The organism is Pseudomonas sp. UMAB-40 (genome assembly GCF_900095275.1).
Lineage (GTDB): Bacteria > Pseudomonadota > Gammaproteobacteria > Pseudomonadales > Pseudomonadaceae > Aquipseudomonas > Aquipseudomonas mandelii_B.
This window is the reverse complement of sequence record NZ_LT607565.1, coordinates 173,522-195,537: the sequence shown is the minus strand read 5'-3', so window position 1 is coordinate 195,537 and position 22,016 is coordinate 173,522. Positions and strand designations below refer to the sequence as shown.

The 22,016-nt window shown below is 54.0% G+C and carries 21 protein-coding genes; 8 read left to right on the top strand and 13 right to left on the bottom strand.

Features of this window, described 5'->3' with window-relative positions:
• Positions 1-470 precede the first annotated feature (470 nt).
• Positions 471-683, top strand: coding sequence for a hypothetical protein (locus tag K0F88_RS21440; protein WP_219096460.1), 213 nt, complete (start codon positions 471-473; stop codon positions 681-683).
• A gap of 31 nt (positions 684-714) precedes the next feature.
• Here K0F88_RS21440 and K0F88_RS21435 read toward each other — a convergent pair whose 3' ends face one another.
• The gene (locus K0F88_RS21435) at positions 715-1,845 is read right to left on the bottom strand and encodes a tyrosine-type recombinase/integrase (RefSeq protein WP_219096459.1); all 1,131 of its coding nucleotides are present in this window, start codon (positions 1,843-1,845) and stop codon (positions 715-717) included.
• Between the two features lie 157 nt (positions 1,846-2,002).
• Between K0F88_RS21435 and dusA the strand changes: the two genes are divergently transcribed.
• Complete coding sequence (dusA, locus tag K0F88_RS21430) at positions 2,003-2,968, top strand: tRNA dihydrouridine(20/20a) synthase DusA (protein WP_219096458.1); 966 nt, start codon at positions 2,003-2,005, stop codon at positions 2,966-2,968.
• 53 nt (positions 2,969-3,021) lie between these two features.
• Here dusA and K0F88_RS21425 read toward each other — a convergent pair whose 3' ends face one another.
• Complete coding sequence (locus K0F88_RS21425) at positions 3,022-3,855, bottom strand: undecaprenyl-diphosphate phosphatase (protein WP_219096457.1); 834 nt, start codon at positions 3,853-3,855, stop codon at positions 3,022-3,024.
• Positions 3,856-4,354: 499 nt separating this feature from the next.
• On the opposite strand from K0F88_RS21425, the gene K0F88_RS21420 reads away from it, so the two are divergent.
• The 4 genes from K0F88_RS21420 (at position 4,355) to K0F88_RS21405 (ending at position 8,349) form a co-directional block, all read left to right on the top strand.
• Complete coding sequence (locus tag K0F88_RS21420; RefSeq protein WP_094471571.1) at positions 4,355-5,095, top strand: winged helix-turn-helix domain-containing protein; 741 nt, start codon at positions 4,355-4,357, stop codon at positions 5,093-5,095.
• A 28-nt stretch (positions 5,096-5,123) separates the two neighbouring features.
• Positions 5,124-5,873: an EAL domain-containing protein gene (locus K0F88_RS21415; RefSeq protein ID WP_094471570.1), complete on the top strand. Its 750-nt coding sequence runs from the start codon at positions 5,124-5,126 to the stop codon at positions 5,871-5,873.
• 30 nt (positions 5,874-5,903) lie between these two features.
• Positions 5,904-6,593 carry a helix-turn-helix domain-containing protein gene (locus K0F88_RS21410; RefSeq protein WP_094471569.1) on the top strand — a complete coding sequence of 230 codons (690 nt, stop codon included), beginning with the start codon at positions 5,904-5,906 and terminating at the stop codon, positions 6,591-6,593.
• Positions 6,594-6,954: 361 nt separating this feature from the next.
• Positions 6,955-8,349: an undecaprenyl-phosphate glucose phosphotransferase gene (locus K0F88_RS21405; protein ID WP_094471568.1), complete on the top strand. Its 1,395-nt coding sequence runs from the start codon at positions 6,955-6,957 to the stop codon at positions 8,347-8,349.
• A 297-nt stretch (positions 8,350-8,646) separates the two neighbouring features.
• On the opposite strand, the gene K0F88_RS21400 is transcribed toward K0F88_RS21405, so the two are convergent.
• The 6 genes from K0F88_RS21400 to galE all read right to left on the bottom strand — a co-directional run bounded on the left by K0F88_RS21400 (position 8,647) and on the right by galE (position 14,756).
• Positions 8,647-10,725 (bottom strand): YjbH domain-containing protein, encoded by a 2,079-nt coding sequence (locus K0F88_RS21400; RefSeq protein ID WP_219096456.1) that lies wholly within the window; start codon positions 10,723-10,725, stop codon positions 8,647-8,649.
• Complete coding sequence (locus K0F88_RS21395; RefSeq protein ID WP_094471566.1) at positions 10,722-11,483, bottom strand: capsule biosynthesis GfcC family protein; 762 nt, start codon at positions 11,481-11,483, stop codon at positions 10,722-10,724. The genes K0F88_RS21400 and K0F88_RS21395 overlap by 4 nt, the downstream gene beginning before the upstream one ends.
• Positions 11,480-12,145: a YjbF family lipoprotein gene (locus tag K0F88_RS21390; protein WP_094471565.1), complete on the bottom strand. Its 666-nt coding sequence runs from the start codon at positions 12,143-12,145 to the stop codon at positions 11,480-11,482. Before K0F88_RS21390 ends, K0F88_RS21395 begins: the two co-directional genes overlap by 4 nt.
• 14 nt (positions 12,146-12,159) lie before the next feature.
• Positions 12,160-13,215 carry a polysaccharide biosynthesis/export family protein gene (locus tag K0F88_RS21385; protein WP_094471564.1) on the bottom strand — a complete coding sequence of 352 codons (1,056 nt, stop codon included), beginning with the start codon at positions 13,213-13,215 and terminating at the stop codon, positions 12,160-12,162.
• A gap of 140 nt (positions 13,216-13,355) precedes the next feature.
• Entirely contained in the window at positions 13,356-13,598 is a 243-nt protein-coding gene (locus K0F88_RS21380; protein WP_094471563.1) for a hypothetical protein, read from the bottom strand.
• 141 nt (positions 13,599-13,739) lie between these two features.
• Positions 13,740-14,756, bottom strand: coding sequence for a UDP-glucose 4-epimerase GalE (galE, locus tag K0F88_RS21375; protein WP_094471562.1), 1,017 nt, complete (start codon positions 14,754-14,756; stop codon positions 13,740-13,742).
• 308 nt (positions 14,757-15,064) lie between these two features.
• Here galE and galU point away from each other — a divergent pair, with 308 nt between their 5' ends.
• Together galU and K0F88_RS21365 are read left to right on the top strand one after the other, a co-directional pair.
• A complete protein-coding gene (gene galU, locus K0F88_RS21370; protein WP_090182155.1) occupies positions 15,065-15,898 on the top strand; it encodes a UTP--glucose-1-phosphate uridylyltransferase GalU in 834 nt (277 codons plus the stop codon).
• Between the two features lie 27 nt (positions 15,899-15,925).
• Positions 15,926-16,333 carry a mannose-1-phosphate guanylyltransferase gene (locus tag K0F88_RS21365; protein ID WP_094471561.1) on the top strand — a complete coding sequence of 136 codons (408 nt, stop codon included), beginning with the start codon at positions 15,926-15,928 and terminating at the stop codon, positions 16,331-16,333.
• A gap of 4 nt (positions 16,334-16,337) precedes the next feature.
• On the opposite strand, the gene K0F88_RS21360 is transcribed toward K0F88_RS21365, so the two are convergent.
• The 5 genes from K0F88_RS21360 to K0F88_RS21340 all read right to left on the bottom strand — a co-directional run bounded on the left by K0F88_RS21360 (position 16,338) and on the right by K0F88_RS21340 (position 22,011).
• Positions 16,338-17,489 carry an SGNH/GDSL hydrolase family protein gene (locus K0F88_RS21360; RefSeq protein ID WP_219096455.1) on the bottom strand — a complete coding sequence of 384 codons (1,152 nt, stop codon included), beginning with the start codon at positions 17,487-17,489 and terminating at the stop codon, positions 16,338-16,340.
• Between the two features lie 39 nt (positions 17,490-17,528).
• Entirely contained in the window at positions 17,529-18,566 is a 1,038-nt protein-coding gene (locus tag K0F88_RS21355; protein WP_094471559.1) for an acyltransferase family protein, read from the bottom strand.
• Between the two features lie 12 nt (positions 18,567-18,578).
• Positions 18,579-19,451 carry a hypothetical protein gene (locus K0F88_RS21350; protein WP_255142794.1) on the bottom strand — a complete coding sequence of 291 codons (873 nt, stop codon included), beginning with the start codon at positions 19,449-19,451 and terminating at the stop codon, positions 18,579-18,581.
• Positions 19,452-19,681: 230 nt separating this feature from the next.
• Positions 19,682-20,902, bottom strand: coding sequence for a polysaccharide biosynthesis C-terminal domain-containing protein (locus tag K0F88_RS21345; protein ID WP_094471557.1), 1,221 nt, complete (start codon positions 20,900-20,902; stop codon positions 19,682-19,684).
• The gene (locus K0F88_RS21340) at positions 20,899-22,011 is read right to left on the bottom strand and encodes a polysaccharide pyruvyl transferase family protein (RefSeq protein WP_094471556.1); all 1,113 of its coding nucleotides are present in this window, start codon (positions 22,009-22,011) and stop codon (positions 20,899-20,901) included. Before K0F88_RS21340 ends, K0F88_RS21345 begins: the two co-directional genes overlap by 4 nt.
• Positions 22,012-22,016 lie beyond the last annotated feature (5 nt).

Sequence of the window (22,016 nt, the reverse complement as noted above, 5' to 3'; positions counted from 1 at the left end):
GCGTTACGCAGCGAGCCTGGAGAGTGTCTAGAAAATCCGGGGCGATTCAAAGTATAGTTTCAGCATACTTTAGTTAAGCGTATGCCCTGAGTAGACCCGTTAAGAAAGTGCACTTTGCGCCTTGACGGCATGGCGAAAAACATTTCTCATGTATTGACAAACCACAGGTACGACACCGGGTTCTATTACGCTGGAAAGCACTGACGGTCATGACGGCGGGTGCTTTCGAGATGTTGATATGCAAAAAGGAATCGCGCAGGACATGGGCTTTCTGACTGAGGACGACGTTGCTCAACTGTTCAACGTTGCTAAGCCCACTCTGGAGCACTGGCGTAGACATGGGACAAGGCCGGCATATGCGTATGCAGGTAATCGCTTCTTCTACCCTGTGGGTGCTCTGATGGCGAGGGTGAAAGGCTTCGGATTCACGCATGGCGGAGCAGTCTGACATGAGCGACCTGAGGAGCAAAATGGCTGACGAGATCAACTGCTACACCGCAGAAGATATCAGCGAATTGGCAAAAGTGAACCTTGAGACCCTTGCATACTGGAGAAAGCATGGGAAGGGCCCGAAACCAATCCGATTTGGTTCTGCTTACTTGTATCCAAAAAACGCTGTGATGGACTTCATTAGCAACCTGATGGATACAGATCCGGACGAATTCATTAGAAAGTGTATGTAATATAAGGGGCCAGCTGGCCCCTTTTTGTTGATTAAGCTTGCGCCCCCCTCATCTCGCCCATCTGTTGGACAAGCCAGGCGACTTGCTCGCTCAAATGTTTGGCGTCCTGCTGCTTGATGTTCAAAGCGTTATAGGCAGCATGGACATCAGATGCTTTGACGTGCGTGTAGCGCTTCAGAGTTTGCCAGTCGCGATGGCCACTCATCAAAGCAACTTGGGGAACGTTAAGCCCAATGCCGAAGAAGTCAGTGATCGCTTTATGCCGAAGGTCGTGAAAGCGAACGGGGCGAGTCACGCTTGACTGATCACGAGCGCGAGAAAACGCGACAGAAACGGACTTAGGGTTATACGGGAAGATTGGGCCAGCTGTACGATCCCCAACCCACTCCACAACAATATCCCAGGCTGACGGCAGCAATGGCACTGTTTCATTGTTTCCCATCTTCTCGTTCGGATGCTTCCTGTTCCTGATAATCACGGTTTTGTTTTCCCAATCCAGATCCTCGATGCAGATATTGCAGATCTCGGCCTGCCGCATAGATGTGTACAGCGCAAATCTGATCAGCTTGGGCATATTAATGACCTGACGCTTTTTGGTTGCGAAAACGCCAATGATCGCGTCGATTTCTGACTGAGTCGGAACGCATTCCACCTCCCTGCTTTTGATACGCAGTTTGTGGTTACTTTTGAGACTCTTGCGCGCTTTATCAGCCATGTCAGCATCGACGTCCAGATGCTTCACCTCGTAGCAGTAGCGCAGAACCGTAGACAGCAATGACAGGTCGCCTGCAATAGTCTGACCTTGAACCCCCTCTTTCTTCCTGGTCTCGATAAAGGCATCGAGATGGCTTTTAGATAGACGCTCGATTCCGATTTTCCCGAACCTTTCCTTCAGAGCTTTGTAGATGAAAAGCGCGCTCCGCTGAAGGGTACGCCCGTGCTGTATGTAATCGAGATAGTCATCGATATAATGGCCGACAGTTGAGCCCTTAGGAGCAGCTGTCCTGCCCGTCGCCTTGATCTCCTCAAGCTGCCGCGTTTTTTCCTTCGCGAAAGCCTTGGCTAGCTTTTCGGTGGTGAAGGTGGCGCTGATCGACTTATGCCCTTTGGCCCGAATCAGGACACGCCAGTTGCCGCTGGGAAGCTTTTGAAAAGAAGCCATGCTCGTGTTCACTCAATGTTCATTTACCCGTACCCGATGCATACCTTTGATGCACACGGCGTGTACCCCAAGTGTACCAAAACCGTCATTTTGGCCCCTGAAATGTACACGAACGATAGCACAAAAACCTGCTGAAGGCCTTTATATACAAGGCTTTATGAATCGTAAATTTTCTGTAGCACCCATGATGGATTGGACCGATCGCCACTGCCGCTTCTTCCTACGCATATTGTCGAAAAACGCCCTCCTCTACACCGAAATGGTCACCACCGGCGCGCTCCTCAACGGCGATCACGACCGCTTCCTCCGTCACAACGAAGCCGAACACCCGCTGGCCCTGCAACTCGGCGGCAGCGTCCCTCTCGACTTGGCCGCCTGCGCCCGCATGGCCCAGGACCACGGTTACGACGAGGTGAATCTGAATGTCGGCTGTCCGAGTGATCGGGTTCAGAACAATATGATCGGCGCGTGCCTGATGGGGCATCCGCAGTTGGTGGCGGATTGTGTGAAGGCGATGCGGGATGCGGTGTCGATTCCGGTGACGGTGAAACATCGGATCGGGATTAATGGGCGGGACAGTTACGAGGAGTTGTGTGATTTCGTCGGGACGGTTCGGGATGCAGGGTGCACGAGTTTTACGGTGCATGCGCGGATCGCGATTCTGGAGGGGTTGTCGCCTAAGGAGAACCGTGACATTCCGCCCCTGCGTTATGACGTGGCGGCGCGGTTGAAGTCGGATTTTCCGGAGTTGGAGATTGTTCTTAACGGCGGGATCAAAACGTTGGAAGCCTGTCACGCGCATTTGCAGACGTTCGACGGCGTGATGTTGGGCCGTGAGGCGTATCACAATCCTTATGTGATGGCTGAGGTGGATCAGCAGTTGTTCGGCAGTACGGCGCCGGTGATCACTCGGGCAGAGGCGCTGGCGCAGTTGCGGCCTTACATAGCGGCGCATATTGATGCGGGCGGTTCGATGCACCATATCACCCGGCACGTGCTGGGGCTGGGCACCGGGTTCCCAGGGGCACGCAAGTTTCGGCAGTTGTTGTCGGTGGATATCCACAAAGCTAAAGAGCCTTTAGCGTTGCTGGATCAGGCTGCTGAGTTGCTTGAAGGGCGTTAATCCGTTTTATCTTTTAAATACCAGGCTGGCGGGTCCGCAGCCTGGTTCAAGTGTCAGAGCGCTGCTGCTTCAGTCCAGTTAACCCAACCGAATGCCCATGTAGCCAGGATCACCAGACCGAATGCAATTCGGTACCAGGCGAACGCGGCGTAACTGTGGCTGGCGATAAACTTGAGCAAGCCGCGCACGGCGATCATGGCGAAAAAGAACGCGGTGACGAAGCCCAAGGCGAAGACTGGCAGGTCGCTGGCCTGGAACAGATCCCTATACTTGTAGCCTGAGTAGACGGCGGCACCGACCATGGTTGGCATGGCCAGGAAGAACGAGAACTCGGTGGCCGCCTTGCGCGACAGTCCGAATAGCAACCCACCTATAATGGTCGATCCAGAGCGTGAGGTGCCCGGTATCATCGCCAGGCATTGAGCGAACCCGACCTTTAACGCGTCGGTCCAGCGCATGTCATCAACATGTTCGACATACACCCTATGTTCCCGCCGCTCAGCCCACAACATCACGATACCACCCACGACCAATGCCACCGCCACGGTGATTGGATTGAACAGATACTCGTGAATCTTATCGGCGAACAATACACCTAATACAACGGCAGGCATAAAGCCGATCAATAAGTTCAAGGTAAACCGTTGCGCATTGCGTTGGGTTGGCAAGCCTGTGACGATCTCGAGAATCTTGCGCCGAAACTCCCAGACCACCGCCAGGATGGCCCCCAGTTGAATGATGATATTGAAGGCCATGGCACGCTCACCACCGAAGCCGAGCAGGTCTGCAACAATGATTTGGTGCCCCGTACTTGATATGGGCAAAAACTCTGTCAGCCCCTCCACCACGCCTAAAATCAATACCGTTACGGTAGTCCAAAAATCCATTAATCCCCCTCACCCACAAAAGCAAATCTGCTGACGAACTGACGGCTATATCGCCAACGAGTCAGTAAAACGCATTCAGCCCTGGATTAAAACTCAACGTTAACAAATGTCATAACTACCACCCTGAGTCAGGACGTTATATAACAAGAAATATCGGTTAGTTCCAAACTAAAGACAGACTCAAACCAGTACTTAAAGCAGCCTAGTTCTGGAAACTCATAAGACCCCCATAAAAAATCCAACTACGGCGGCTTCAGCCACCCACCCAGGCTTATTGAACTGGAAAAGCGGGACATCGCGCGAAAAGATGGCACAATGATGCCCCTTTGCCACCCTGCATGCCAAGCATCAGGGGCACAAAGGATCTCGCCAGATTGGCCAACAATGTTAAAAAAATTGTGACGCCTGCTTGAAAACCCGGGAAATGTTACCAATTGTCAGTCACAAATGAGAATCGGTGCTTTAACATCCAAATGTCAGCACCCAGCCGAGTCAAAGCATGATGCTTACAGGGAAATTAACGAATACCAGCCACAGCCACACAAAGGAGGTGACGGGTATTCTCACCATTGGGCGGACCCATAGTTTAGCTGAGGGTTTCAGGACATTAGTTGCAGGTTATGTAGCGCATGATATACCTGTTGACACTATGTGTTACAAAAACCTGTTTAGAAAAAACAAGGACTCCCATTCATACCGTGCAGTATTCATTGTCATTGACAGCCCTCAGGCGTTTGATGAAAGCATCGCCTTGGTGGAAAATATGCGTGCCGATAACCAGGCCCTTATTATCTTTGTAGCCATCACCGGCAAAGGCACCTACAACAAGATGAAATACTATCTTGCCGGCGCCGACCACTGCATTAAATTCAGTACGCTTCCTGAAGATAACCCGGACGTACTTTCCGAGTTTTTTAATAGCGCAGAATGGCACAAGCAGCACAACCTGCTCTTGGACCCGACGCGTATGTGCCTGATTGGAGACTATAAAAAGCTGGATGTATCGTTTCCGGAAATGAAAATTCTTGAAGCATTTTCCGAAACAAGAAACCAAATATTGAGCCATGATGAAATCGCCAGAATCATGGGGCTGAATATAACTTTTTATGACCCAAGAGCCTTGGAGAAATCTATCAGCCGCCTTCGCGGCAAGATAAAAGGCATGTATGGCACCAACGCCATTCAAAGTATTCGCGGGCATGGATATCGTCTTGTCAGGGGTCTGATCTCGACCGCCTGATAATTAATATGCAGGGAGTTATCGCATTATGAACGCAACGATGAGCGCGTCACACATCTATCGTGCGAGTCATTATCTGTCTCGACAATTGATCCTCACTCGTGACGACTGCCCCTTTGGCAGCGAAATCAGAATTCAGTTTGACGACAGTCAGGCTCATGCATCCGCTGCTGCACCGCAAGAGATGAACGGCATTTACAGTGAAGTGCTCATGCAGACCCGGCTGATCGCCTTTTCGTTAAAAGATCAAAATATATCCAGTAAAAACAAATACTTAAGCCATAGATTCGTTTGCGTTGGACAGTCAGATCTCACCGATTCTGCACTAACGGAAGAGTTGATACAGTCCAGCGACGCCCTGCGCAACTTTGGTCAGACACTGGTTATCGCTTTCAATGAGCTACCCCTTTCGGCGGTCAGCTTCATTGATAAAAAGAAAATCCTCAACAACGTATATCTGCTTAAAGATCACGGCGTAGAAATCGCGTTCGATGGCTATAACATCGCAGATGAAAGTATCGAAATATTTACAACCCTGAATCTTTTCGACTATATAAAGATCCCCCTTTCAGCCCTAGACTTGAGCCTTAAACTGACAGGCAACCCCGATTTATTCAACCGACTCCACGACCGCATGACCATGCTGACTCACACTACCAAAGTCGCCTTTATAGCCGACAGAGTAGAGCATGCTGCTAGCCATATACTGGCACGCGCGCTGCCATTTGATTACTTTCAAGGGAGCCATTACTCCCCTGCCGACAACCTATTAAACTAAAAACCGAGTGTGCCCCTTCAGGAGAGAGACATGGAAAGCAGTACACCCCTCCCCAGAAAATATTTTGTCGTCGTTACTCATAGTCCGGCATTACAACTTGAGCTTGAAGCATTACTATCGAGCGAGCGCTATAACTCATTCGGTACGCCACAGGCAAAGATGTTTGTCGAAGGTGTTGCCCTACCCTCTTCCGCCCCGAAACTCATGGAGTTTATTTCCCCTCACCTGGACAGGATTGTCCCTCCTGTTATCAGACATGATACACAGCGCATACTCTCGACATTCGAATCCGAGTGGCGAGCAGCCCAGTCCGATACACAGTTCAATAATATTTCCTCACTGGCAGATGAAGATCGGGATGACGCCCGGGATTCGCTCTCCAACGTGGCAGCGAGACCGCACTATCCTTATTCCGAAGCCTGGCGACTGAGCAATATCAATGGCGCTTTAATTAAAGATGATGTCGAGATTGTGTTGACTGGTCTTGAAGCCACACTGGTCAAAAAGATGCTGCACCATGATGACAGGGTAGTCAGCAAAGATGACCTTATTCGGAGCATTGGCAGAGAACCCGAACATTATCGAGGCCTGGAAATGTGCCTGAGCCGGCTACAGGAAAAATTTAAAAATGCCAGCAATGGCGAACGTCTTTTCCGAGCAGTCAGAAATCGTGGTTATTGCCTGATTCAAAAAATTATACGGGGAAAAAGCCTCACCTGAGTTAATGAAATGACCCCAATGGTAGTGCATACAAAAACAACAAAAGCACCCCACCATTTCACCCTCCAGCGCGTCTCGCCCCCCAGATAAACTCCGCCCTCTCCACCTTTGAATCAACTTACATTATCGACCATTTCTAACACCTCGCCCCCCCCAACATCATCGCCATATAAACAAACCACTCGTTAAAAGTCGTCAGACAGCTTTCTGCCCAATAAATTAATCTATTCACTGACGAGCGCGCCGCGCAGTGGCGTTTCGACCGTCAATGTTTTGCCCTCTTATAAAAATAATAATGTTTGTTACATCAACTTGGCTCTTGTCTGTCGACACGCGAATGGACGTATTTTGGGGATATCGCATGGTTAACAATCTTCGTATCAATCGAAATACCCACCTCAAAGGATTGACCTTCTGGGGACAATGGGCACTGGGTCAGGGCTTTGTTGTGGCCCTGTTGTTTCTATTGGTTTATTACCAGACCGGAACGGTAGAGTTCTATTATCGGGTGTGCGCAATTCTTGCTGTACTTGCCTCGGTACCTGCTTATACATGGTGCGGCGTCTATGCGAAGAAAGATAACTACCTTGAGGGATTGGGACGTTTGTTGATGGGCTGGACAATGACCCTGGCAGCATTGGCCTGTGTGGCGTTCATCTGCAAGGCCGATCAACTTTTTTCCCGTCAACTGATCCTCGTATGGGCAGCCTGCGGTTACCTCGGGCAGGCACTGTTGTACGTTCCGCTGCACGGTTTCTCGCAATACTATCAACGGTCACTTCAAAGCGAGCATAAAACCCTGATCGTCGGTACGGGTGAGTTGGCGCTGGGGCTCGCCAGGAAATTGCGCAGCCTTGAACACTTCCCGCTGGTGGGGTTGGTCAGCACCGACACCTCGCTCCCGCTGGCGATGGGCTCACCGCCGATCGTAGGTCCGCAGGAGCAGTTGCTGGAGCTGATCAAGGCCCACGACATCCGCCGTTTGTACATCACGCTGCCCCTGAGTGAAGCGGCAAAAATCGAAGCCATGTATATCGATTTGCTGGGGGCCAACGTCGATGTGGTCTGGGTGCCGGACTTGAACAGCCTGACGCTGCTCAATCACTCGGTAAGGGTCGTGGACGGCTTGCCAGCGATCTACTTGAATGAAAGCCCGTTGACCAGCCAGCCGACCGCCGCACTGAGTAAAAGCCTGCTGGAAAAGAGCGTGGCGCTGTTGGCCCTTGTTCTTCTAAGCCCGTTGCTGTTGCTGATTGCCCTGGCCGTTAAACTCAACTCCCCGGGGCCGGTGTTCTTCAAGCAGGACCGCCACGGCTGGAATGGCAAGGTGATCCAGGTCTGGAAGTTTCGCTCGATGCGCGTGCACGATGATCTAGAGGTCAAGCAGGCCAGCCGTAACGATTCACGAATCACTCCGGTGGGACGCTTTATCCGTCGCACTTCGCTGGACGAACTGCCACAGTTGATCAATGTGCTGCAAGGCCATATGGCCCTGGTCGGACCACGTCCCCATGCCGTTGCACACAACGATTACTACTCCGGGAAGATTCTCGCCTACATGGCTCGCCACCGAATCAAACCGGGGATTACCGGACTGGCTCAAATCAACGGTTGCCGTGGCGAGACCGACACCATCGACAAGATGCAAAAGCGTGTGGAGATCGATCTCAAATACATCAATAACTGGTCGTTGTGGCTGGATCTGAAGATCCTGGTGAAGACGCCTTTTACCTTACTGTCAAAGGACATCTATTGATCGCTTGAATCCCAGGCAACGCGAAATGACAAGGGGACGCAAGTCCCCTTTTTCATGGGCGTCTATTGGGCGCTGAGTTGCACTTACGCCCCTGCCACACCAGCCCCCTGATACGCGGCCACGCGAGTTCAAGCCGGGAGCCAAGTCAACCCCCGGCTTATCGTTGCAAGTGTGTGGGGATAACGCAGAGAACCCTGCGCAAGATGGCGCTGCTCACTAAAAGACCTTCCAGATAGCCCCCTTCCGGTCGACCGCGATGCGATCTACAGCGCTAATCGCCCTGCAGATCGCCCGCTTTCACTCAGTGATCTTGTCGAAGTTACGGTAGAACAAGTCGCTGTCACGGCTATCGGTCATGGAGTGCAGCCAGTAGCTGCGATTGAGCCGTGCACCGCCGTCCCGGGTCAGTGGCGACCAGACGATATTGGCCCGACGCATGGTCGACATGCTCATCAATTCGTCGAAAGGAATGGAGATGTAGATACCCTTGTCGAAACTGCCTTCGCCGTATTCCGCTTTTGTCGCGGTGGTCAGCGTGGCCCAGGCACCGAATCGCACACCATTGCGGAACTCCCGTGACAGATCGACTGTGGCGCCCCAATCCCGCGCCAGGTAACGGCCGACACTGACGGCTGCCTGGGTATCGAAAGGCAAGTCGGTATAACCGGTGATATGGCCGGTCACGGTCGAGTAATCTCGCAGGCCAAAGCCCTGGTTGAACTCGCGCTGACGCACATAGTTCAGGTCTGCACCCACCGACCAACGCTGGCCTGCCGGACGGAACAGTACCTCACCGCCCACACCGGCAAACATCGACTCCAGATAGCCGCCGTAGACCATGCCATACAGGTCTTTATCCAGTTGCTCGGCGTGGCTGAGCTGGAACGTGGGCATGGTGACGTCAGAGGTCGTCAGGTACTTGCGCAGGTCGGTCCGCACCCGGGGCAAACCACTTGGTGCGTCGTAGGTAAAGTTGTCGTAGTTGTTCACCAGGTTGGCGCTCAGCAGGCCGCTCCACCAGGTATTGCGCGTGAAACGATACTCGGCGTCCGCATCGGCACTCAGCTGATAGAGCAAACCATCAGGGCCGCCGACGTTCTGTTTGTAGCCCAGCCCGACACCATAGCTGAAGGTATCGCGCGCGGCGGTATAGAGCGTGGTCTCGGTGTGCGGCATCGCCCCGTTGACTTCAGTGGCGCGGTGCAAGGTTTGCAGCGGCTCCTCATTGTTGACCACTTCGCGGAAGGTCTCGCGCGGCACGCTGGTTTCTTCCAGCGGCATGTCGTACCGCTTGTTCACCAGGGTGAACCAGTCGATATCGTCGTTGACGCTGTTGTCCAGAATCCGGCTGGCGCGGCCGACGGCTTTGGCCGAATGGAAATAGTTCGTCTGCTCGCCGTACACAAACAACTCAGGGCCGCGCTGAGTGATGCGCTCGACTTTATAGCCGGCATTTTTCTGCAAGCGCTGGGACACATTGGCCCAGTTGACCTGATCCGGTGGAGTGGCGGGTGCTTGTGTCGGCAGACGCTCCGCTGGCGGATCGTAAGTCTTGGCCGGCGCCTTGCGGCTGACAAAGTTGGTGTGCAGGGTGATGCCGAACATCGCGGTATTGCCGCGCTCCCAACCCGCGCTGAGATCCACTGAATCGGTCAGCTTGAACACGGCGCCGATGTTGATGGGCGAGTCTTGCTTGATGGCGTTGTCTTTCGGCTCCTTTTTGTAGTCGTTGCCTTCGTATTCGAGCTTCAGGCTGAGCGGGTCCCAAGGTGTCTGGTAGGTCACGCCGCCAAACAATGAAGGTCGCCCACGGAAATAGGCATTGGTGTTGACGTCACCGGTGCCCTCGCCGTCCGGCCGGGTCTTGAAGCGATCAGCCGCCCAACCCAACGGGTTGTCAAAATCGCCTCGATTGCCGATGTATCCCCAGGCAATACCCGCGCTGAAATCAAAGTCGTCATAGCGTTTGTTAGCGACCAGGAATTCGCTGGAGAACAGACCGGTCCCCCCGACGTCCCGAAAGCCCAGGGCCAGTTCAGGTGCCCAGTGGCTTTCTTGCCACAAGCGGACCTTGAGGTCCACGGCCTTGTCCTTGTAACTCTGGTCGCCACTCAACGATTCGGGGCCATACCGGCGGTTAGTGATCGCGGTATAGCGAAACGAGCCTTCCAGCCATTCATATGGCTGCAATGAAACGCTGTAACGGGTATAGGGGTCGGTTCGACTGGCGTTCACACTCAGCTCGCCGGCCGGCGCCATTCGGGCCGTCGGCGTTTGCATCAAGCCGACGCCGCCGAAATCATTTTGAGTCAATCGCGGCTCTGCGTGAGCCAAACCACACGGCAACAACAGCACTGCAGCAAAACGTAAATTCAAGGAACCACCTCAGCCAGTTGCGTGGCAAGAAATTCGGCCAACTGCTGATTCAGTTCAGGTATAGGCGGATTAAGATCATCGGTTTTGACAGGGACGAGGATTTTGCTGCCGGCGGCAGGCACCTGCCCGCTTTCGCGATTCCACGGCGCAATGCCGACACGGCGGGTGACGCCATCGGGCTGAACAATCCAGAGGTAATCGGCATCGGCATCGGCCAGCGGTGAACACCTTTGCAGGTAATCGCGGGCCTCTTGCAGCGGGCGATAGGTGAGCCGGCACGGTTCGGCGACAGCGCCCAGCACTTCAACTACATCGGAACGCTTCGGGTAGATCAGGCTGTCGCCGTCATCGAGGCGGAAGTTGCGAGCGAAGCCGACCTCCACCGCGATCGGATCAAGGACCGCCACCTGGCGCCCGGTAACCGGCATGCGGCTGACTTGCTCGTACAACCGCAACGCCAATGCCGCCCGGCTGGGCCGATCGAACAGCAATGCGGTGCGTTGCAGCACCTTCAAGTCGAACAGGACCCCGGTCTTGAGTCGGGTCTGCTCCTCATGCAATGGTTGTCGCAGCCAGGCGGCCGCCAGCCAGTAGCTTTCAGGATTGGGTTGCGCCAAACGCATCACGTCCAGCACGCGCCCCCCGGGTTGCAGCTCGACCGGCCCCGGATTGCGCACATCGCCGCTGACGTTGACTGCCGCATTCACACCACAGGAGATCAACAACAGGCACGTCCATAACACCTTGGGAAACTTCAACGGACAGCCCTGCGCTCAGAGGTCAACTGCACGATCTTCACCCTGAGTTGCCCTGTCAGTTGCTGTTCACTCTGGAGGATGAAACCGTTATCCGGATCGACCCAATAATGATTGGTCGCGCGCAGGCCAATAGCCGGTGCTTCTATCTGCTCATCGACACGCAGCACGGCGTATTCCTTGTCCAGGATCCTGAGGGTTTCCATGGGTTTTCGGGTGAAGCGACTGCTCACGGCAACGCCCACTTCGTAACCTCGATAGAGATCGATCCAGCGCTGGCTTGTGTATCCATCCGGCAGTCGGTGAAGGCCTTGCTTGAACGGCGATTGCGCTTCGATACGGGTCCCGTCCAGGTCACCTTCAAAGCCCAGGCCGACAGTGCGAACCGCCAACCCGTCGCGCAGCAACAGCACCTGCTTGCCGGACGCGACCCAGTACTGCAAGTCGCCTCGCTCACGCACCATCGCCAACACCCCTTCGCCGGAAGGGGTCGTCAGCTTGAGTTGCGGATACTGAACCTCGGCCACTTGCGCCGGGGTCAACTCCAGATCGTCAGGCCCGGTGACCACAGCTTTGAAGTTCGCCAAGGTGGCCTTCATCAGCGGATTACATCCACACAACAGCAAGGCCGCCATCAAGCAGACGCTAACTTTCAACGTTCTCACAGTGGGACCAGACCTTATCTGCTGTTGGCTTCACTTAAGTTGTTTTGTGCCGCCGCGCCCATACCGAGAATCGAGGCCGATGGCACCAATTGACTGATGAAGCGGTTCCAGCGGGTGACGTTGGCAGGGCCTACGTAAACAATGTCCTGGGGACGAACATCGAAGTGAGTGGCAAGCGCCATGGCAGACGGCGACTCAGCTTGCAGTTGATAGATTTTGGCGGGTTCTACATCGAGGTTTTCCACGCCCCGGATGACGTACACGGCGTTGCCGTTCGAAGTGGTCTGGTTCAACCCGCCTACCGAGCCGATGACGTCGGAAAGATTCATGGTGCGGGTCTTGAACGTCAATGCACGCGGCTGATTGACCTCGCCCATCACGTAGATCTTCTTGCTGTCGTTGTACGGCAGATACAACTGATCGCCACCTCTGAGATAGACCTTCTGCAACTCGGCATTCTGTTGATTGAGCGCGTCGAGATTCAGCGGATAAACCCGCCCGTTTCGCGTCAACAGCAACCCGGATAAGTCCGCATTCAGCGGATCGACACCGGCCGAACCCAAGGCTTCAACCACGTTGAGCGGGTTGGTGGAAATCGCTTGAGGGCCTGCTCTCAATACGGCGCCCGACACCACCACTTTCTGACTGGCAAAGCGCAACACCGCGACATCCACTTGCGGGTCCGAGATGAAGGTCGACAACTTCTCGGCAATATCGGATCGCAGTTGCTGGATGGTTTTTCCGGCGGCCTGGACTTCTTTGATGTAGGGGTAATAAAGCGTGCCATCGGAACGAACAAGACGGCCGTTTGCATCGATCTGCTGTTGCGCGCCAGAAGGTGCGGTCAGCTCGGGGTGATCCCATACCGTGATGTACAAGACATCGTTGTTACCAATGCGGTATTCGTCGGGCGTGGTCAACAATTCCGGGGGCAATGACTCACGTACCTGAGTGGCCCTGTCCATGGCGATGAGCTTGGGGGTGATCGGAATAAGCTCAACCCGACTGTTTTCGCTGGCGCCTTCGCGAGTGATATCGCTGGTGCTCATATGTTGACCCGGCGAAAACATACAACCTTGCAAAGCAATACTTGCCAGCATTAAAAAAGGAACACTACGAATCATAATGGCACTACGCTATTCAAGGGCAAACCCAAAACAAGATCGCCCAGTGTTAGCCGGGCAATCTTGTGTGACACCTGCGGTATTTATCAGTTTGTGCCGGTGGTACCGGTAGTGCCTGTAGTCCCGGTACTTCCGGTCGTTCCACCATTGGAACTTCCACCGCTGTTAGACGCTGCAACGGCACCTGCAACCAACGCAGTGCTGGCCAGCGCCGCTTGTGCCGCCGTGACATCACCCAACACTTTTGTATCCAGTGCGAGTGGTGCTTCTAGCGCAAACGCTCCGCTGCTCATCATCGACAACACGGCAATTACCATCATCTTTTTCATATCAAACTCCTTCCTGCGTGTTCTTTATATCTACGGACTTGCGGGATGGGTTTCCAGTCAATTTTCCCGACCATAATTAACATCGCGTCCTGATATAACAGTTCAGCAGAAAAACCGGACACTGACGGCCTGTTTAAAGCCTTACTCGAGGTAGCCCCTGGGATGGTTCGATTGCCAACGCCAGGTGTCCGTCATCATCTCCTGCAAGTTCCGCGTGGCCTTCCAGCCGAGCTCCTTCGCCGCTTTGGAAGGATCGGCCCAACACTTGGCGACATCGCCCGAGCGTCGCGGCATCACGCAATAAGGCACTGGACGCCCCGAAGCCTGCTCAAAGGCCCGCACTACCTCCAGAACGCTGTAACCGTCGCCCGTGCCCAGGTTCCAGATATTGATTCCAGTGCGCGTCGAGATCGTCTGCAATGCCTTGAGGTGCCCGTCCGCCAGATCCACCACGTGGATGTAGTCGCGCACACCGGTGCCATCGACGGTGGGGTAATCGTCACCAAATATCGACAACTCCTTGAGACTGCCGACGGCCACCTGGCTAATGTAAGGCACCAGGTTATTGGGAATCCCGCTGGGGTCTTCACCCATGTGGCCACTGGCGTGAGCGCCGATCGGGTTGAAGTAGCGCAACAGCGCGATGCTCCAGCGCGGCTCTGCCGCACACAGATCCTGCAGCACGTTTTCGATGAACAGTTTGGATTGCCCGTAGGGATTGGTCGGCGTACCGGTAGGAAAATCTTCTCGAATCGGCATCTGCTCAGGCGCTCCGTACACCGTGGCCGATGAACTGAACACCAACCGGAACACGCCGGCCGCGGACATCGCCTGACACAGCGTAATGCTCCCGCAAACATTGGCCTCGTAATACTCAAGTGGCTTGCGCACGCTCTCGCCTACGGCCTTGAGCCCGGCAAAATGCAGGACAGCATCAATGGAATGCTCCTGAAAAATCCGGTCCAGCAATGCTCGGTCGCACACGTCCCCGCGAATCATTGACGCGGACTTGCCGCAGATGGCTTCAATGGCGTGCAGGGACGCGTCAGAGCTGTTGCACAAGTTGTCCAGCACAACCACGTCGAAGCCCGCTTCAAGCAGCGCAAGTGTGGTGTGAGAACCGATATAACCGGTTCCACCCGTTACCAGAATCTTCATAGAGCGGTCCATAGTGGGGTATTGAAGTGCTCAATTACAGGTGATGTTAAATGCGCACATCACCCATTGACGCCAAACACTTATTAGCACTTCAGAACAACCGACACTATTAACAGACACCGACTAAAATTAACTAAAAGCTATCAGCCCCGACAACTAATAACATTCACCCCACTCTACACCTGCTAATAATTGCCAATAAACCTCTACTCAGGTATTAAAGTACACCTCCGTAATACTTCAAAACTCACAGCCCTACTCGATATTGTTTTCCGTGTGGCTGTGGAATGACTTTTCAGGATATATCTATGATTCGTAAATGCTTGTTCCCCGCCGCCGGTTATGGCACGCGCTTCTTGCCTGCGACGAAAGCCATGCCGAAGGAAATGCTGCCAATCGTCAACAAGCCTTTAATCCAGTACGCCGTTGAAGAGGCACGGGACGCCGGTCTGCAACACATGGCAATTGTGACCGGCCGGGGCAAACGTGCGCTGGAAGACCATTTCGATATCAGCTATGAACTGGAACACCAGATTCGCGGCACCGAAAAGGAAAAGTTTCTGGCCGGCACCCGGGAGCTGATTGAAACCTGCACGTTCGCCTACACCCGTCAGGTCGAAATGAAAGGCCTGGGACACGCGATTCTCAGCGGTCGTCCCTTGATCGGTGACGAACCGTTCGCCGTAGTGCTGGCGGATGACCTGTGCCTGAACCTGCAAGGTGACGGCGTACTGGCGCAGATGATCAAGCTCTACAAAAAATTCCGCTGCTCGATCGTGGCCATTCAAGAAGTGCCTCGAGATCAGACTCACAAATATGGCGTGATCGCCGGCGAGTTGATTTCCGAAGGGATCTACCGGGTCAACAGCATGGTCGAGAAGCCGGCACCCGAGGACGCACCGTCCAACCTGGCGATCATTGGCCGCTACATTCTGACCCCCGATATTTTTGATTTGATTGCCGACACCCAACCGGGCAAGGGCGGCGAAATCCAGATCACCGACGCACTGATGAAGCAGGCGCAAAATGGCTGCGTGCTGGCCTACAAGTTCGAAGGCCTGCGCTTTGATTGCGGTGGTGCAGAAGGCTATATCGACGCCACCAACTTTTGCTATGAGCAGCTGTATCTCAACGGTCTTTGACCCACTCACTCACCCAGGCAGGCCACTATGACCACTGCAAAACGCTCGGTAGACATCGAACAGAAAGCGGGCAACGTCGGGGTGATGGCCTGGCTGTCAAAAACCCCATCGTTATCCTCCACTTCGGCGGCCTGGTTTGGCACAGCCTTGTTGGTTGAGCGCATCGGGGTGTTCCCCTCTTCGGGCGATATCCATCGCCCGGTCAGGGACCCTTTTGCACTCTTGAAACATCTGAAAAGTCTGTACGCCCACCAGGCCCTGGATATCGATGAACGCGACGGGCTAAAAGTGATTTTCAATGATTGGCGATTCCGGGTTCGCGTGCGCTATAGCGACCCGGCAATCATCATCAATATTGAAACGCGATGTGATCCTGACTTGATGCCTGTGAAAACCGCAGAGCTGCTGAGCCATCTGGAACGCTTTGAACGGTGAGTGATTATTTCAAAGCAGAACCACACTGACCCGACGACTCACTGACACCTCCGACAATCAGGCGATACACGTAATCGGCGATGAGCCGACCGCCCGAACCCGGGATGGGATGGATGTTGTCCGGGCCGATCATGGGGGTCGGCCCGCCACTGGCGTAGCGTTTGAAGTCGGGACCGAACGTGCATTGCAAACTCGAATACACAATGTTTTCCGAACGCGCCCAAGGCTCAAGCACCTGAGCGTACTCCGACATCGGATAGGCACTGGAGCGCGTTGTGTCCTGACGCAGGATGACGTTGATGCTCGCCGCCGGATGAACTTCGCGAATCATCCGCACCAACCCTTTCATGTTCTTCAGATAGTCCTGGGGCTTGACGCCAAACCCCTGGTCATTACCGCCTAACATGATCAGGTAAACGTCCGCCGGTATCTTGGAAACAACGGTCTTCCATTGGGTTTGCCATGGGCGGTCGTTCTTATAAAAGTCACCTGAGGCGGCGCCGGAAGCAGCGAGTTTGGAGACCCTGACGCCGCCCTGATTATTGGCCAGCCACAGACCAAACAACGTCGGCGCACCGCTCACCACTTCGAGCCTTAACGACCATTCATCATTGGCGGGGACGCTGAGTTGCACTTCCTGACCCCCTGAACCCGCCATCGTCAAAGGATGCCAGGTATCTGAAGGTGTCCACCGATAGCGCATCTCACTGGTTTTGCCATTGCCCAGGTAGAGCAACTTGGCGTCGGTAATGGTTGTATTGATGGTTGCTGTTTCTTTGGAGTCCACTTCAAGAAAAGCACCCGCCTGCCCGGTCACGGTGCGGCTGTCCGGACTCGCCTGGCCAAGACTGGAAACGTCCCAATCCCCACCGAAGTAGTTCTTGCTGCTGCGGGTGTATTTGAAATTCGTACCGCCAAGCGCGGCACCGTGATTGAACCCGACATAACCAGGCCCGGCGAAACCAAACTCTTTCGCCAGGTGCTGAGTAAGGGCATTGAGATAAAAGTCCTGCCCGGCGCTGTAACTGTCGCCTATCACCGAGATGGCCAGCACCTCCCCCGCTTTACCCTTAGCCATTGTGGAAAGCCGCTCGCGTGAACTTCTCACTTCGACAACCGGAGCAGGAACAGGGCGCACATCATCGACATCTACCATTGACTCATCCCTCTATCAGGAAGCCGGCTGAATGGGCACTCAGGATTGAGGCACCTTCAACCCGACCTCTGGAGTCTTTTTGCGGGTAACACGCTCGCCCAAAAACAGAACGGAAGTCAGGGTGAAACGGCTGAGAAAGTTCGACAACAGCACGGGCCCCAACAATCCGCACAGCACGCCGCCTGCGACCAGAACGCTGTCGTCCGTGACGCCCAAACGCCCCAAGGCAAACCGCGAACTGGCGGCAAACAGCACGTGAAAAAGGAAAATGGCGTAAGAATATCCACCCAGCCAGATCAGGGCTTTCGAACGCATGTCAGTCGACAGTAGCGCGACACAGGACATACAGCCAACGAGCAAACCGACAACGCTTCTACGATCGACAATGAGTTCGCGATCCACGGCGGCGACATAAAGCAGCACAGCCGATATCAAGACGAACACGACCGGCCCGATCACTTTCAGCGATTGCTTTAAAGCGCTGACCTTTTCGTGGCAAATCATCCCTGTCACGAAAAACGGCAACAAATAGACCGCGCCATTGATGCCAAACGCGTCAACCGGAAAAGCCGGCAACAAGAACACCAGCGCCGAAAACGAGAACAGCAGATACAGCCGCGTCGCCGCCTGCAACAGACCGCGCCACTGCAGAAAACCGACAAACATAAAGATGATGAAGACGGCCTGCAAAAACCAGAAATGGTTAACCGGTATGTAGAACGACAACAAGGCGTCGATTAACCCGACCTCCTTATTCACGCCTGGCCCTACAACCTGCAGCACCGAAAACGGAATACCGACAAAAAACAACGGCACGATCAACCTTCTCACCTTGCCAACGCAGTAAGCGGAGAAGTCATTGCCTCTGATTTTGTATATCGAATAGATGTAGCCCGATATGAAGGTGAACAGCGGCATCCTGACGTACACCATCGAATCCGCTAGCACCCGAAAAGGTGATCCCAGGTCAATTTTCAGTCCGCCGCCCAGCGGCCCTATCACGTGATAGAGCACCAGCAGCAGGCATGCCAGGCCTCTGAGCGTTTCTATTTCCAACGATTTTTTCTTGCTTTGCATAAACCACAAACCTCAGCTCAAGACGCTTGATTCAACCGACTCAGGTTTCCTTGAGCGCAACTGCAATCCCAGGCCCAGAAACAGCACCGGCACCACCATGGAGAAATGTCGGGCAAACGAGCCGAAGTCAGGCTCGAACAACCCCTGCACCAATAAAAAGGACAGTGGGATCGCAATCAGCTCTTTGACTTTCGGCTCGATGGTTGAGCCTTTGTAATGACTCGACGTCATCATTTTGAACATCAACAACGAGGTCATCATCATCAGGACGACGAAGATGATCTGCCCCAGACCGGAGAGCAGGATCAACTCCACCGGGAATGACAGCCTGAAAAAGATGCTCATCGAATCCACGGCCTGCGACACGAAGTCACCGCCGTTAATCCACGAAACGATCAACGACTTCGAGCCTTCTTCACCCAGCGTGCGCTGCTCATTGTTACTGGCGCGAATAGACGAAACCGAATAGCCGACCAGCAACTGAATGGCCGTCGCGATCAACAAATAGAACATGAACAACATCACGAAAAAGCTGAAACGCGACACATGCTTCTTCATCACGCACACGCCGACCCAGACCAGCGAAAACAATATCCAGTAGGGCCGGATCAGCACACCGTAAAACAGCGCAGAGAGGAAAAAGCCCGCGCGGTAGCGTTTCGAAAAGGAGAAAAAAAGAATCGCGATCACCGCTACCGAGACAATGATTTCCTTGGTCAGGTTATCGAGGAAAAACGACCTGACCACCCCCCACAGGCACAAGGTCAGGAAGATCGTTATCGGTATTCTTTTGAAGATGAAGATCGGGATAGAGGTCAGAAACAGGTTGCACAACATCCCATAGGCCCATGCATTGGTCAGGTTGATACCGGTGGGACGCAGCAAGTAGGCGGAGCACTCGTAAGAGGACCGGTCTGGTGAAAACGGATTCCAGAAATTGCAGTTGTCTGAACGAACGTATGACGTCCACAACGTCATGGCATCCGGGCCAGGATCGCGGTGCATCAGCAGCGGCATCGCAATAGACAGAAAAAGACCACACAGTAGAATCAGCAATGAAATGGGCGAATCGAGTTTTCTTCCGCGAAACTCTATGGACGGTAGAGAGATGGCCATTACAAGGCCCCCTTCGACCGGGCAAATCTGGTCAGCAAAGCAATGACGGCCAACTGCACCGTGATCGAAAAGACATTGCCCCACGCCGCGCCATAAATTGAATAGTGCTTGATGAGCACATAGCTGACGGGCAGTGATGCCACCAAACAGATCGCTGCACTGGCTAACGAAACCCGACTGTTCTTCGAGGCAATAAGACCGCCCCACACGATGTCGCCGACGGCGCGCAGGGCAAAAGAGAAAATCAGAATCGCTAAAATCCGGTTATCCGGACGCGGGACTGCTGCGTCCACGTAGTCGAGCAGGATGTTGAAGAAAGCATAAATCAGCACAGCCACCGCGCAGGAAATAATCAAAGAGCGCAGCACCCATTGATTAACGAACAATTGCCGGACTGTCAGCGCCTGCTGGTTATTTTTATAACGCTTGGCGAGCACGGGAATGCCCACCACTGCAACAACGGCGTAGGACAGTGCTTGCAACGTGTTGGCGGCAGACCAGGAGTAAACGTATTTGCCGAGGCTGGCATACGGCTCAATGTCCAGAATCAGAAATCGTTCAGCGTACTGACTTAATGCGATCAGCCCGCCTCCCAGATAAAAGGGCAACCCTGCCCTCCAGACCGAAACCGTGGTGACGGCACTGACGTCGCGGCCCTTATGAACGTTAACCACAATGAAGTAACCGGCCACGATGACCAACAGGTTGGTGGCCACCCACAACCAAAGCACACTGGCGATAGTGGACACTACGCCCGTCATCAGTCCGCCCACGGCAAGGAGCGCCCAGAGGCCGGTCTTGATGAAAAACAACAACGCCCCCCAGTTGGCCTTTTGTGCGGAAAAGACAAACGAGTTTATTTCGAAGGACAGATGCTCGGTGAGCAGCAACAGCGTGACGCAGGCGATCAACGCGGCACTCGCCTCAACATCGCTGAACAGTGAGTAGAGTGCGACCGTGACCACCGATAACAACAAACCAACGGCCAGGTACAGAATCAGTACCTTATCAACGACAAGCTTCGTACTGCCCCCCACGCTGATCAGCCGGTTGATTTCAGAACTGAACCCGACGCTGTAAAACTTGGAAGCGATCAATGAAGCGGCCACCACCACCCCGTAAAAACCCAATGCCTCATAACCCAGGTAATGCGTGATGGCCAACACCAGTAAAAACTTTGCGCCTAAAGCACCTCCGCGTAGCAACAGCCGAAATATCATCGAACGATCCCTTTGATGATCGTGTCCATCTGCTCCGTTTTGGCTTCGATTTCTTTGCAGGTGTCCGTCAGTTTTTTACCGAATCTGGACAACGCGTTCGGGGCGTAAACCGTGTCGATGATGGTGTCGACATTGATGTCCCCACCGTTGATCACCCAATCTTCCACGCCCATATCCTGATAGGCGCCAAAACCTTTGCGTTCATAGCTGATATGAAACGCAGGCACGCCGGCGAGTAAAGACTCGATGGCTCCGTGCAGCCTTACGGAAATGACCAGGTCGGGCTGATACTTGGACAGGGTCGCTTTCAAGGGCAAGAGGTCCTCGGTGATGCCAAGTTCCCGATAGAACGCCCCGTCATCGTTGCCACGGACGGCGCTTTGAACAGCGCAGACCACTTTGCTTTTCGCCCTTAGTCTCTTCAAAAGAAGCTTCAAGTTGGCAACGTAGGCGATCTTTTTCTCTTTGCTCCATTCCGGCGGCTTGCGTAAAACCACGCAGACCACGGCCGGCGATGACGCACAGCGGGTGAACTTGGGTTGCACCAGAATCTTTTTCGCCAACGCCTGGACCGCCAGGTCCGGCGCTCGGTAGACATTTTCATTGGATTGAAAAATAGCCGATGACCTGTTGTCCCGGACAAACACCGCATCGGCACTGGCATAGTGTTTTACGATCGCGCTGCTCTCACCGTGGAACGGGCCGATACTTTGCGGCAGGTAAACCGACGGCACCTTGCTCAAGATCGCCGTTTCGAGCTGTTTGGCGTGACCCAGCTTCAGCTTGATGTGTTCAAAGGCGCTCTTTGACCGCATGTACCCACCGCCCACCCCGACGATCAGATCGCTGGTGCTCAAGAGGTCGGCGAGTGGCGCGTAAGACTGTTTAAGGAAAACCGCTTCCTTCACGCGTCCCAGTCCTTTAGCCGCCATGACCGGCGCGTCATACCGCTTATAGGGAAGGTAACTGAATGATTGAGGGTCTGACGCAACGACATTGATTAATGTGTCGGCACCGAAGTTTCGCAGCACCAAGGCGATTGCCAGATCCACCAGGAGGCCATCACCGGAATTGGATGCACTGTAGCCATGCAAAATAGTTACGTTCATATCTT

Bases quoted from the DNA above. Each gene is read 5' to 3' on its own strand.
- K0F88_RS21345 (WP_094471557.1), bottom strand. From the start codon at position 20,902: ATGATATTTCGGCTGTTGCTACGCGGAGGTGCTTTAGGCGCAAAGTTT.
- K0F88_RS21410 (WP_094471569.1), top strand. From the start codon at position 5,904: ATGGAAAGCAGTACACCCCTCCCCAGAAAATATTTTGTCGTCGTTACT.
- K0F88_RS21440 (WP_219096460.1), top strand. From the start codon at position 471: ATGGCTGACGAGATCAACTGCTACACCGCAGAAGATATCAGCGAATTG.
- dusA (WP_219096458.1), top strand. From the start codon at position 2,003: ATGAATCGTAAATTTTCTGTAGCACCCATGATGGATTGGACCGATCGC.
- K0F88_RS21425 (WP_219096457.1), bottom strand. From the start codon at position 3,855: ATGGATTTTTGGACTACCGTAACGGTATTGATTTTAGGCGTGGTGGAG.
- galE (WP_094471562.1), bottom strand. From the start codon at position 14,756: ATGAAGATTCTGGTAACGGGTGGAACCGGTTATATCGGTTCTCACACC.
- K0F88_RS21340 (WP_094471556.1), bottom strand. From the start codon at position 22,011: ATGAACGTAACTATTTTGCATGGCTACAGTGCATCCAATTCCGGTGAT.
- K0F88_RS21360 (WP_219096455.1), bottom strand. From the start codon at position 17,489: ATGGTAGATGTCGATGATGTGCGCCCTGTTCCTGCTCCGGTTGTCGAA.
- K0F88_RS21415 (WP_094471570.1), top strand. From the start codon at position 5,124: ATGAACGCAACGATGAGCGCGTCACACATCTATCGTGCGAGTCATTAT.
- K0F88_RS21380 (WP_094471563.1), bottom strand. From the start codon at position 13,598: ATGAAAAAGATGATGGTAATTGCCGTGTTGTCGATGATGAGCAGCGGA.
- galU (WP_090182155.1), top strand. From the start codon at position 15,065: ATGATTCGTAAATGCTTGTTCCCCGCCGCCGGTTATGGCACGCGCTTC.
- K0F88_RS21405 (WP_094471568.1), top strand. From the start codon at position 6,955: ATGGTTAACAATCTTCGTATCAATCGAAATACCCACCTCAAAGGATTG.
- K0F88_RS21365 (WP_094471561.1), top strand. From the start codon at position 15,926: ATGACCACTGCAAAACGCTCGGTAGACATCGAACAGAAAGCGGGCAAC.
- K0F88_RS21385 (WP_094471564.1), bottom strand. From the start codon at position 13,215: ATGTTTTCGCCGGGTCAACATATGAGCACCAGCGATATCACTCGCGAA.
- K0F88_RS21355 (WP_094471559.1), bottom strand. From the start codon at position 18,566: ATGCAAAGCAAGAAAAAATCGTTGGAAATAGAAACGCTCAGAGGCCTG.
- K0F88_RS21420 (WP_094471571.1), top strand. From the start codon at position 4,355: ATGATGCTTACAGGGAAATTAACGAATACCAGCCACAGCCACACAAAG.
- K0F88_RS21435 (WP_219096459.1), bottom strand. From the start codon at position 1,845: ATGGCTTCTTTTCAAAAGCTTCCCAGCGGCAACTGGCGTGTCCTGATT.